11 protein-coding genes and 2 tRNA genes are annotated in these 11510 nt (G+C 63.9%); 10 read left to right on the top strand and 3 right to left on the bottom strand.

Features of this window, described 5'->3' with window-relative positions:
• Positions 1-62: 62 nt before the first annotated feature.
• The 6 genes from H578_RS0108820 to H578_RS0108795 all read left to right on the top strand — a co-directional run bounded on the left by H578_RS0108820 (position 63) and on the right by H578_RS0108795 (position 6620).
• Complete coding sequence (locus tag H578_RS0108820; RefSeq protein ID WP_022873324.1) at positions 63-1607, top strand: pyridoxal-phosphate dependent enzyme; 1545 nt, start codon at positions 63-65, stop codon at positions 1605-1607.
• Positions 1597-2784, top strand: a complete 1188-nt coding sequence (locus H578_RS14345) for a cystathionine gamma-synthase (protein ID WP_022873323.1) — start codon at positions 1597-1599, stop codon at positions 2782-2784. The genes H578_RS0108820 and H578_RS14345 overlap by 11 nt, the downstream gene beginning before the upstream one ends.
• A 329-nt stretch (positions 2785-3113) precedes the next feature.
• Positions 3114-4982 carry a DEAD/DEAH box helicase gene (locus tag H578_RS14340; protein WP_022873322.1) on the top strand — a complete coding sequence of 623 codons (1869 nt, stop codon included), beginning with the start codon at positions 3114-3116 and terminating at the stop codon, positions 4980-4982.
• Positions 4983-5141: 159 nt separating this feature from the next.
• A tRNA-Thr gene (locus tag H578_RS0108805) sits at positions 5142-5213 on the top strand.
• Positions 5214-5272: 59 nt separating this feature from the next.
• Positions 5273-5346: transfer RNA gene (locus H578_RS0108800), tRNA-Met, on the top strand.
• Between the two features lie 188 nt (positions 5347-5534).
• A complete protein-coding gene (locus H578_RS0108795; RefSeq protein ID WP_028464110.1) occupies positions 5535-6620 on the top strand; it encodes an inositol-3-phosphate synthase in 1086 nt (361 codons plus the stop codon).
• 103 nt (positions 6621-6723) lie between these two features.
• Here the strand turns inward: H578_RS0108795 and H578_RS15655 are convergent, their stop codons facing one another.
• Positions 6724-7194 carry a DUF4870 domain-containing protein gene (locus H578_RS15655; RefSeq protein WP_169558514.1) on the bottom strand — a complete coding sequence of 157 codons (471 nt, stop codon included), beginning with the start codon at positions 7192-7194 and terminating at the stop codon, positions 6724-6726.
• 85 nt (positions 7195-7279) lie between these two features.
• Here H578_RS15655 and H578_RS16195 point away from each other — a divergent pair, with 85 nt between their 5' ends.
• Genes H578_RS16195 through H578_RS0108770 form a run of 4 tightly spaced genes read left to right on the top strand, consistent with a single transcriptional unit; the run spans position 7280 to position 9580 of the window.
• Positions 7280-7540, top strand: a complete 261-nt coding sequence (locus H578_RS16195; RefSeq protein ID WP_169558513.1) for a hypothetical protein — start codon at positions 7280-7282, stop codon at positions 7538-7540.
• Complete coding sequence (locus tag H578_RS0108780; protein ID WP_022873318.1) at positions 7537-8001, top strand: FAS1-like dehydratase domain-containing protein; 465 nt, start codon at positions 7537-7539, stop codon at positions 7999-8001. The genes H578_RS16195 and H578_RS0108780 overlap by 4 nt, the downstream gene beginning before the upstream one ends.
• Positions 7998-8483 (top strand): MaoC family dehydratase, encoded by a 486-nt coding sequence (locus H578_RS0108775; protein WP_022873317.1) that lies wholly within the window; start codon positions 7998-8000, stop codon positions 8481-8483. Before H578_RS0108780 ends, H578_RS0108775 begins: the two co-directional genes overlap by 4 nt.
• Positions 8480-9580 (top strand): UDP-N-acetylmuramate dehydrogenase, encoded by a 1101-nt coding sequence (locus H578_RS0108770; protein WP_022873316.1) that lies wholly within the window; start codon positions 8480-8482, stop codon positions 9578-9580. The genes H578_RS0108775 and H578_RS0108770 overlap by 4 nt, the downstream gene beginning before the upstream one ends.
• Before the next feature lie 21 nt (positions 9581-9601).
• Here H578_RS0108770 and H578_RS14325 read toward each other — a convergent pair whose 3' ends face one another.
• Both H578_RS14325 and H578_RS15255 read right to left on the bottom strand, forming a co-directional pair.
• Complete coding sequence (locus H578_RS14325) at positions 9602-11200, bottom strand: hydantoinase B/oxoprolinase family protein (RefSeq protein WP_245554959.1); 1599 nt, start codon at positions 11198-11200, stop codon at positions 9602-9604.
• A partial coding sequence (locus tag H578_RS15255; protein WP_156837276.1) for an integrase core domain-containing protein occupies positions 11197-11510 on the bottom strand: 314 nt, incomplete at its 5' end. The genes H578_RS15255 and H578_RS14325, both read right to left, overlap by 4 nt.

The following is an 11510-nucleotide window of genomic DNA, read 5'->3' as shown; positions in this document are numbered from 1 at the left end:
CGGTAGCCTGGTACCACCAGTGAGCCGGAACACCCCGGGAAGGTAAGGAGCGTCAGCCAGTTATGAAGTACGCCGAGTCCGTCGTGGAGTTGATCGGCGGGACCCCTTTGGTGCGGCTCAACAGCGTCACCGAAGGCATTGAAGCCACTGTGCTAGTCAAGCTGGAGTACCTCAACCCGGGTGGGTCCATTAAGGACCGGATCGCGCTGAAGATGATTGAAGAGGCGGAGAAGGCCGGCAAATTGGGCCCTGGTGGCGTCGTCGTCGAACCGACTTCCGGTAATACAGGGGTGGGGCTGGCGCTGGTGGCCCAGCAGAAGGGGTACCGTGCGGTGTTTGTCACCGTGCCGAAGGTGACCCAGGAGAAACGGGATGTCCTGCGTGCTTACGGGGCTGACGTTGTGGTCGGTCCTGCTGGAGTGGACGCCGAATCCCCGCTGAGCTACTACGGGATCTCTGACCAGCTCGCCGCGGAGATTGAAGGCGGTTACAAGCCGGACCAGTTCTCCAACCCGGCTGCGCCCGGCTCTCACTATGAGACCACCGGCCCGGAGATTTGGGCCGATACGGAAGGCAAGATCACACACCTGGTGGTGGGGGCGGGTACTGGCGGAACGGTCACCGGAACCGGACGGTATCTGAAGGAGGTCTCAGCAGACCGTGCCTCCGGGCCGGTGCGGGTGGTCGTTGCCGACCCAGACGGGTCGATCTACTCCGGCGGGGAGGGGCGGCCGTACTTTGTCGAAGGTGTCGGTGAGGACGTCTGGGTGAAGAACTACGACCCATCGGTACCGGATGAGCACTACGCGATCACTGATGCGGAATCCTTTGCCATGTGCCGGCGGCTTGCCACGGAGGAGGGGCTACTGGTGGGCGGGTCTTCGGGGACCGCGGTCTCTGCGGCACTGAAGGTCGCCAAGGATTTGGGGCCCGACGACGTCGTCGTCGCCGTGTTGCCCGACTCCGGGCGCGGGTACCTGGCCAAGATCTTCAACGACCAGTGGATGATTGACCACGGGTTCGGGGAAGTGGTCTCCACATCCACCGGTACTGAACTGGCGGTGAAGAGCTCTCAGGAACTCACCGAGGCGGTGCGCAGTGGGGTGATCGGCTCGGCCAATACTCCGCAGGCTCCCGGAACGGGCGTGCGGGACCCGCAGACCACCACGGCAGGGGATCTACTGGAGGCCAAGCGGGACATGTTCTCCGAAGCACTACCGGAGGTGATCTCCATCTCCCGGCAGACCACTCTGCGGGAGGCGGTCTCGGTGATGAACCGTTACGGGGTGGACATCGTTCCGGTGATTGACCACCCGGGCCGGGTGGCGCGGATCGGGGAGGTCTACGGCATTGTCGACGTCGAGCACCTCTCCGAGGACGTCATCGAAGGGCAGGCCAGTCCGGATGAGGTGGTCGCAGACCACCTGCGCGATGACTTGCCCCTGGTGGGGATCACTGAGACAGTGCCGCAGATCCTCGCCAAGCTGCGCGTGAACCCCACGCTGCTGGTGGCCCGCGACGGTGACATCGTCGGAGTGCTGACCCGCAATGACCTACTGGCCCACCTCTCCGGAGCAGATACCCAGGAGCCGACCATTGACGAATAATCACGACGACGCCGCCACAGCCGAGGGTGCCCGCCGCCGCTTCGCCACCCACGCGGTCCACACCGGCCAGGCCGTGGACGAGGTCTACGGGGCGGTGGTGCCCCCGGTGCATTTTTCGACCACCTATGCGCCGGATGGCATCGGGAACCTGCGCAACGGGTACGACTACGGTCGCGCCGGTAACCCCACCCGGACCGCCCTGCAGCAGCAGCTGGCCGCCTTGGAGGGTGGTGCTCACGGGTTCAGTTTTGGTTCGGGACTGGCGGCAGAGGATGCGGTGATCCGTGCGGCGATGCGTCCGGGCCAACGCCTGGTGATGGGCAATGACGCCTACGGGGGGACCTACCGGCTTTTCGCCCGGATCCACGGGGAGTGGGGGATCGCCAACACCCCCCTGGACTTGGCCGACCACGACCGGGTCGCCGCCGAACTGGAGCATGACGACGCCACCGTGCTCTGGGTGGAGACCCCCTCGAACCCACTGATGAACGTGACCGATATTGCCGCATTGGCGCGGATCGCCCATGAGCGTGGTGCCCTGCTGGTGGTGGATAACACATTCGCCACCCCCTATTTACAGCAGCCGTTGGCCCTGGGTGCCGATGTGGTGGTTCACTCCACCACCAAGTACATCGGGGGCCACTCCGACGTGGTCGGCGGAGCAGTGGTGCTCAACGACGACGATCTGGCCGAGAAAGTCGCCTTCCAGCAGTTCGCTGTTGGGGCCGTCTCTGGACCGCTGGATGCCTACTTGACCACCCGGGGGCTGAAGACCCTAGCAGTGCGCATGGACCGGCACTGTGCCAACGCCCAGGCGATCGCCGAACACTTCGAAGGGCATGCGGCCATCGAGCGGGTGCTCTACCCGGGGTTGGCCAGCCACCCAGACCACCAGCTGGCTGCCCGGCAGATGCGCGGCTTCGGCGGCATGGTTTCCCTGCAATTGGCCGGGGGAGAACCCGCAGCCCGCAAAGTGGCTGAGGCCACCCGGTACTTCATCCTTGCCGAGTCACTCGGCGGAGTGGAGTCCCTGATGAACTACCCGCATGAGATGACCCACGCCTCGGTGCGTGGCACCGAGCTGGCGGTGCCGGAGAATCTGCTGCGGCTCTCGGTGGGAATTGAGGATGTTGCCGATCTCATCGAGGATCTGGAACAGGCCCTCGGCGGGCTGTAAGCAGCCGATGCGGGATCCGGACCCATCATGTCGTACACTAGTGGAGCATTCTCCGGATTAATCCCGTTAATCTGTGCTGACTCCCGGCGCAGGGCTCGTGACGAGCCCTGGTAGGACCGGTCGAGATCGTGTGTGTTGTCACGGGTCGATTCCGGAGCCGATAAAAAACGGCCCCTATCCCCGTGTCCTGTTCTTCAGCGATACCACCTGATGCATCCTGCCGTGCCCATGCACCCGGCCCAGCCGAGGTTCGAGCACCGGTGGATGAAGCATCCTGCGCGAGCAGAACACGTGGATGGCCCGGCCGCCCGATGTGACAAGGAGTCACCATGACCGCATCTGCGACCACTGAGACCACTCAGACCGCCACGACCGACCAGGCCGCTGAGGCGACCGAGGCACCCCAGGGGTCTCGTTTCGCCGAGCTGGGGCTCGACGAGCGGGTCCTCAAGGCCGTCGAAGCCATGGGGTATGAGACCCCCTCACCCATCCAGGCTCAGACGATCCCCCACCTGATGGCCGGACGTGACGTCGTCGGGCTTGCCCAGACCGGAACCGGGAAGACGGCAGCCTTCGCCCTTCCCGCACTGAGTCACATGGCCCGCGCCGCCGACGCCGGGGAGACCGGCACCGCCCCCAGCACCCTGGTGTTGGCTCCCACCCGGGAGTTGGCCATCCAGGTGGCTGAGGCGTTCACCAGCTATGCCCGGCACACTGACGGGATCTCCGTGCTTCCCATCTATGGTGGGGCCCCCTACGGACCCCAACTGCACGGGCTGCGGCGAGGGGCCGACGTCGTCGTCGGGACTCCCGGTCGAGTCATCGACCACATGACCAAAGGGTCCCTGGACCTCAGCGGGGTCAAGCACCTCATCCTGGACGAGGCCGACGAAATGCTGCGCATGGGCTTCGCCGAAGAGGTGGACAAAATCCTGGCCCAGACTCCGGAGCAGAAGCAGGTGGCACTGTTTTCAGCCACCATGCCCCGGGCCATCCGCCGGATCTCCGAGGATTACCTCAGTGACCCGGTTGAGGTCTCAGTGAAGGCCACCACCCAGACCAGCTCCACCATCCGGCAGCGGTTCGTGTTCATCAAACACCACGCCAAGCCGGAGGCTCTGGCCCGGATCATGGAGACCGAGCCGACTGAGGCGGCCATTGTGTTCGTGCGGACCCGTTCAGCCACGGAGGAGGTCGCCGCCAAATTGAGCGCTCGGGGGTTCCGTGCCGCCGCCATCAATGGTGACGTGCCGCAGAACCTGCGGGAGAAGATGGTCGAACAGCTCAAAGATGGCCGGATCGACGTGCTGGTGGCCACCGATGTGGCCGCCCGTGGTCTGGATGTGGAGCGCATCAGCCACGTGTTCAACTACGACATCCCGTTGGACACCGAGTCCTATGTGCACCGGATTGGACGCACCGGGCGGGCTGGCCGTTCCGGGGAGGCGGTACTGTTCGTCACCCCGCGGGAGAAGCGGATGCTGCGTAGCATCGAGAAGGCCACCCGGCAGCAGGTCGAACAGATGAGCCTGCCCAGCGTGGAGGATGTCAACGCCTCCCGTCTGGCGCGGTTCTCCGAGCGGATCACCGAGACGCTGGCTTCCGCGGAGTTGGAGGAGTACCGCGGGCTGGTCAGCCGGTACGTCGACGAGCACGACACTCCTGCCGAGGATGTCGCCGCGGCCCTGGTGGCCCTGGTGCATGAAGGCCGCCCGTTGCTGCTCGATGAGAACGACGACGCCGACTTGAGTGCTCCTGCCATGGGTTCCGACCGTGGGGCTTCCGATCGGGGAGACTCCCGACGGGGGCACCAGGCTGGGGACCGCGGGAAGCGTGGCCGTACCGCCGAGGCCGGACCGGGCAATGCGATGTACAAGATCGCGGTGGGCCGTAAGGACGGGGTCAACCCCGGGCACGTGGTTGGTGCCATCACCGGGGAGGCCGGGCTGCACGGTGGGCAGATCGGCAGCATCGATATCCGCCCGACTCACACTCTGGTGGAACTGCCGGAGCGGCTGACCTCCGAGCAGTGGTCCGCGCTGCAGAAGACCCGTATCGGCGGGGAGCTGATCCGGATCGAACGCGACACCGGCCCCCACGGTCCGCGCGGTCGGAACGAAGGGAGCGGGTTCCGTAAGGGCGGACCTCGCAAGGGTGGTTTCACCAAGCGGGACAAGCCCCGCTGGCGCGACCGCTGAGCCCCTGAGCTCACCGGGCACTGATCTGCGGGGTTGTCGGTGACAGTCCGCCTCACCTGGGTTCGTCCATCCCTGTGATGGGCCCAGGTGAGGGGCTCGGTGGAAGGTTTCGCTGAAGTTGAGTGGCTTTCCTCCGCGGTGATAGAGTGTCCTGTCGTTGCCCCAATAGCTCAGAGGTAGAGCGCAGTCTTGGTAAGACTGAGGTCCCGGGATCGATTCCCGGTTGGGGCTCGCGAAATAGACGCCCGCGCAGCGCAGAGTCACTGCGCGGCGCGGGCGGTTTCGTTTACGGCTGTGTAGCTCAGTTGGTTAGAGCGCACCACTCATAATGGTGAGGTCGGCGGTTCGAGCCCGCCCACAGCTACTCTGAAGTACTCACTCGGTCCGGGGGATATCGCGCCCCAACTGTGTGCTCCACCACTGGGCGTCGGCGCTGTTGTAGGAATACACCGCCGGTCCGGTTGGCGGTCATGAAGAAGACTGTACGGTCCGGAGGCGTTGCGGGCGCATCAACGGTAGGCTTTCTAGGTCCGCGTTAAGAAGGAGACCGTGTTGTCAGATCATCCCATCCGCGTTGCCATCGTCGGCGTCGGCAACTGTGCCGCATCCCTGGTTCAGGGGGTGGAGTACTACAAGGACGCCCCAGATGACCAGGACGTTCCCGGCCTGATGCACGTGCGTTTTGGCGATTACCACATCTCGGATGTCGAGTTCGTCGCCGCCTTCGACGTCGATGACAAGAAAGTCGGCAAGGATCTCGCCGAGGCGATTATCGCCAGCGAGAACAACACCATTCAGATCGCCGAAGTCCCCACCAGTGGTGTCACCGTGCAGCGCGGCCCCACGCTTGACGGGCTCGGCCGCTACTACCGCGAGACGATCGATGAATCCGCCTATGATCCGGTGGATGTGGTGACTGCCCTGCGGGAGGCCGCTGTCGACGTCGTGGTCTGCTACCTGCCGGTGGGCTCGGAAGAGGCCGCGCGGTTCTACGCCCAGGCCGCCATCGACGCCGGTGCCGCGTTCGTCAACGCCCTGCCGGTTTTCATCGCCGGAACCGAGGAATGGGCGCAGAAGTTCACTGATGCCGGGCTGCCGATTGTCGGTGACGACATCAAATCTCAGGTGGGTGCCACCATCACGCACCGGGAACTGGCTCACCTCTTCCAGGCCCGTGGTGTGCATCTGGACCGGACGTATCAGCTCAACGTCGGCGGCAACATGGACTTCAAGAACATGCTGGAGCGGGAACGGCTGGAGTCCAAGAAGATCTCCAAAACCCAGGCGGTGACCTCTAACACCACCGCGCAGCTGGCCGATAGGGACGTGCACATCGGTCCCAGTGACTGGATCCAGTGGCTGGATGACCGCAAGTGGGCGTTCATCCGCCTGGAGGGGCGCAACTTCGGCGACGCCCCGGTTTCCATTGAACTGAAACTGGAAGTCTGGGATTCACCGAACTCCGCTGGGGTCATTATCGACGCCATTCGGGCTGCCAAGATCGGCCTTGACCGGGGCATTGGGGGTCCGCTTCTCTCAGCCTCCAGCTACTTCATGAAGTCCCCGCCGGAGCAGTACAACGACGACGTCGCCTACGAGAAGGTCGAGGCCTTCATCCGTGGCGAGATCGACCGCTGAGCAAGGTATATGCAGCGGGCCGAGTACTGAGCGCGTACAGCGAATACTGAACGCCCCGGCGAGGCAGCACCCGCCGGGGCGTTGATTTGTGAACGGTGAGTGCTTACTTGATGAGCTTGATGTCTACCGGGTACCGGTGCGGCTGACCGTTGTTCGCGGCGATCGCGCTCATCACACCGAACACCACCGCAACCACGAACACCGCAAAGTAGATGAGCAGCCCGATGAGAATGAACATGGTCAGCACTGCCAGGAGGTAGCCGCCCAGCAGCAGGATGTGCCAGTTCAATGCCGCCTTGCCGTGGTCGTCGAGGAACGCGCTGCGTTCCCGGTAGATCAGCCAGATGATAAGCGGCACGACGAATGAGGTGAGGATCCCGCCGAGGTGGATGGCCAGGGCCAGTCCACGTTCCTCACTGGGGCTGGGCGGTGTGGGTTGCCCGCCGGCCGGCTGTTGGGGGTGGCCGGGTCCACCCGGTGGCTGACCCGGGCCACCTGCTGGTTGTCCCGGACCACCGGGTGCTCCGCGGTGCGGGTCCTCGGGCTGTTCGGGGTTGGGTGGGGACTGCGTCACAGTACTCTCCTCGCTCCAGTTCCGTTCCAGGGCACTACACACGACATTAACTCGGATCCGTGCCCACCGGTAGGATGTGGTGCCGATGACAAATGCGCAGATGGACCCCTGGTCGACCGGCACTCCGGCGTACCGTGCCGCCCTGGTGACCGGCATGGGTGCCACCTTTCTGGGGGTGGTGACCCTCATCACCGCGGCTTTTACTGACTCTGAATCCTTAGCGGGGACGCTGCGCACCACGGGACTGGTGCTTGTCGGCGTCGGGCTGCTCAGTCACCTGGTCGGTATTGGACTGCGCAAGCGCCAAGCCCTGCAGATTGTCCGCAACAGAAAGAGCAACTCGTGAGCGTCAACCCAGACCGGGAAGGTCACACCTACCCACCTGCGGAGCCGTACCAGCTCAGCCGTGATGCCGTACGGGAGTTCGCCACAGCGGTGATGGCCCACCATCCGGCGCATCACGACGTCGACGCCGCCCGCGATCTGGGGCACCGCGACCTCATCGCCCCGCCGACTTTCGTGGTGCGGGTTGCCCAGCGGGCTGAGGCCGCCGCCGTCAACGACCCCGAAGCTGGTATCGACTTCTCCCGGGTGGTGCACGCCGAAGAACGCTTCACCCACCACAGCCCGGTTCTAGCCGGCGATACGCTCACCGCCCAGACGACCCTGGAGCGCATCCGGGTGATGGGAGCTGGCGCCATGGTGACCACCCGTACCGAGGTCCATAACGACGCGGGCACGCACACCACCACAGTGATCTCCTCTCTGCTGGTGCGCGGCGAGGATGACCAGGAGGCCACACCATGAGCACCCGCCCGCAGATCGACCAATTGGAGAAGGGGCAAAGCATCGGTGAGCAGACCGTAGGGATCTCACGGGCTGACCTGATTCGCTACGCCGCCGCCAGCGGGGACCACAACCCTATCCATTGGAATGACCGTTTCGCCCGTGAGGTGGGGTTGCAGGGAGTGATCGCCCACGGCATGCTCACCATGGGTCTGGCCGCTGACCTGGTCACCGCCTGGGCTGGCGACCCCGCCGCAGTGGTTGACTACCAGACCCGGTTCACCAAACCGGTCCCGGTCCCAGACGCTGAAGCCGGCTCACCGGAGACGCACACCGCCTGGCTGAACATCAGCGGCAAGGTGGGCAAGATCGACGCCGAAGCCGGCACCGTCAGGGTGGACCTCACCGTGGCGTGGAACAGTCAGCCCGCTCCCGGCACCCCCGGGGAAGGCAGTGCTGGTGAGAAAGTCCTGGCCAAGACACAGGCTGTCGTCGCTCTGTGACCACGTTCCGCGAGCACACCACGGCACGGGTCGGGGGTCCGGCCGGGGAGTGGATCACCGCTTACAGTGCGGCGGAAGCCCGCGAGGTACTGGCGGCCCACCCGCTGCCGGATGAGGCGGTACGCGCCGCCGGGGACGATACTCTCCTGGTCCTCGGTGGAGGATCCAATCTGCTGGTCTCTGAAGAGGGGTTCTCCGGCACGGTTCTGCAGCTAGGTTTCACTGGCATCACTGTGGAGCATGACTCCGACGACGCCGTAGAGGTCACCTTCGCTGCGGGCCAGAACTGGGATGAGGCGGTCGCCTGGGCGGTGGAGAACCGGTTATCTGGGATTGAAGCGCTCGCCGGAATTCCTGGATCCTGCGGGGCCACCCCGGTACAGAATGTGGGGGCTTATGGTTCCGAGGTTGCCCACACTCTGGTGCGAGTTCGAGCGTGGGACCGGGCGGCAGGTGCAGAGGTGACCCTCTCCGCTGAGCAGTTGGGTTTCGCGTATCGGGATTCGATGCTTAAGCGCACGACGATCAGCGGGTCTGTCCGGTACGTGGTGTTGAGTGTGACGGTGCGGCTGCAGCGCAGTGAGCTCTCCGCGCCGGTGCGGTACGCGGAGTTGATCCGGCGGCTGGGGCTGGATGACCACGCCCCCGACCACGCCCGTCGAGCCCCGCTGGAGCAGGTGCGCCGCACGGTGTTGGCTTTGCGGGCGGGCAAGGGGATGGTGCTTGACCCGCAGGACCAGGACACGTGGTCAACGGGCTCGTTCTTCACCAACCCGATTGTGCCGGCGTCGTTGGCTCATCAGCTGCCCGACGACGCCCCCCGGTTCCCTGCCGGCACGACGGAGCAGTCAGAGGTGATGGTGAAGCTCTCTGCCGCCTGGCTGATTGACCGTGCCGGCTGTGGCAAAGGCTTCGGCGCTGAGCTGACAGACGGCCGGGCCTCCTTATCGACCAAGCACACTCTGGCGGTCACCAACCGGGGGAAAGCCAGCACTGAAGACCTGCTGACTGTGGCCCGCGCGGCTCGAGACAGAGTCCGGGAAGCCTTCGGGATCGAGTTGCACCCCGAACCCGTCCTCATCGGCTGCTCCCTGTAAGCGTCGGCAGCACTCCGCGCCTTATTCGCTGACTGTGGAGGCGTCTCGGAGCTCATCCCGCGCGGAAGCGGTCGCTTCCTCATCGACGAGCAAGTCGTCAGTGATGATGACGCCGTAAGCCTTGGCGGCATTGCTGATGCTAATGAATCCGTCAATCACGTCCTCGCGAACCAGGGCGGGATCCCGTTCGAGGGGATCGCCATACCCACCCCCTCCGCCGGTAACATTATTGAGCGTGGTACCTGCAGGGCGGGGATATGTCCCCCCGCCAGTGATGCGTTCATCGGGGGTGTCCTGATCTAGGACGATTTTCGCCGGTTCGGCATCCGCACCGCCCTGGAGTCCGTAGGGCCGAGATTTCGTCTTGTAGACCAGGCAAATTCCGGTAGAGTCCGCTTCGAACCGGTAGTGGCGGGCGACCCCTACTCCACCACGGTGTTTTCCAGCTCCGGCCGTGTCAGGAGCATAACCGTAGGACTCAATGAAGAGAGGAGCTTTCTGCTCCAGCACCTCAACTGGGTTGTTGCGACACCCGGGCTCGGAGAGGTGCATAATTCCGTCTTCACCATCTCCGCCGGCATGACCCCCGAAGCCGACCGCCTCGTTTGTCGCCTCCACCCATGGTTCACCCGTTCTGGGGTTGGTGCCGAGTCCCATCATCGAGGAGACATCACCGCCTGAGGACGCTGGAATACGGTCAGGCATACCCTGTGCGAGAGCCTTCAGAATAACTTCGCCCGCCAAGAGTCCCGTCCACAGAGTAAAGGTAGGCATGGGATGGACGGCATGCATCACTGAACCCTCTTCGGTGACTACGCGCATCGGTGCGAAGTTTCCAGCCACCACGGGTGAATCCGGTGTTGTAATTGATTTGAAGATCAGGCTGGAGACTGCTTCGGTCTGCCCTGGGGGCAGGTTGATCGGTCCTGGTACGTCACGATCACTGGGGGACCAGTCCACGATCATCTCGTCATCGGTGATCGTTACCTCACACGCCATCTTGACCGGTTTGTCGAGGTCGATGCCATCGCTATCCATAAAATCTTCGGCATACCAGGTGCCTTTGGGTAGCTTCTGCAGAGCAAGACGGGCCAGACGTTCACCGTGTTCGTTAATGTCTGCCATCGCCTGGATAAGTTGTTCAGTTCCATACTTCTCGGCGACTTCCTGCATGCGTTTGACTCCGGTCATGCAAGCTGAGACCTGTGCCTGGATGTCACCGATGGTGTGTTTGGGTAGGCGGGAATTGAAACGGATCAGGTTCAATACGTCGTCATTCGGCTTTCCCTCGGCGTATAAGCGGCTTGCGGGGAAGACGATGCCCTCCTGATACGCGTCAGTGGAATCCAGTACGTACCCGGGGTTCTTCTGTTTGAGGTCCATGACGTGGATACGGCAGGACGCGAAGCCGATGAGCTCATCTTTGGCGTGCACTGGAGCGAACACCAACGGATCCAAGGTATGTGCGGAGGACCAGTAGGGGTAGTTCAAGATGAAGACGTCGCCTGGTCGCATGGCATCTTTACCCAGGAACTCTACGGATTTTTTGACGCCGTAGTCATTGCCACGGGTGAAGACGGCGATTCCGGGAGCATCTGCCACCACATTGTCCCGCGTCAAGTAGTTGGCAGGATTTCCTTGGTTTTGAATGTCGGGGTGGTGGGGTCGGCCAGGCCCAGGTGCACCTCCTTGGGCCGGTTCCATGAGATGGCCTCGTGGGGCCGGAGCTCGTTGTACTCGATCCGGTAGTCCTCGGCCCGCTCGGCGAGCACGATCGCGTCGTCGATCTCGTCCAGGTAGAGCCGTTCGTACTTCAGCGTGCCGAAGCCGCGTTCACGGGACCCGTTCTGCCCCGGGGTCTTCACTCGGGTGCGCACGTGGTGTAGCTCGGGGTGGGCGGCGATGAAGGACTCGAAGCGGAAGGACCGGA

It is taken from the genome of Nesterenkonia alba DSM 19423 (assembly GCF_000421745.1).
GTDB lineage: Bacteria > Actinomycetota > Actinomycetes > Actinomycetales > Micrococcaceae > Nesterenkonia > Nesterenkonia alba.
This window is presented reverse-complemented; position numbering and strand designations above follow the sequence as displayed.

Excerpts from the sequence above, each read along its gene's own strand:
- H578_RS0108820 (WP_022873324.1), top strand. The coding sequence starts at position 63 with ATGAAGTACGCCGAGTCCGTCGTGGAGTTGATCGGCGGGACCCCTTTG.
- H578_RS16195 (WP_169558513.1), top strand. The coding sequence starts at position 7,280 with ATGACAAATGCGCAGATGGACCCCTGGTCGACCGGCACTCCGGCGTAC.
- H578_RS0108775 (WP_022873317.1), top strand. The coding sequence starts at position 7,998 with ATGAGCACCCGCCCGCAGATCGACCAATTGGAGAAGGGGCAAAGCATC.
- H578_RS14340 (WP_022873322.1), top strand. The coding sequence starts at position 3,114 with ATGACCGCATCTGCGACCACTGAGACCACTCAGACCGCCACGACCGAC.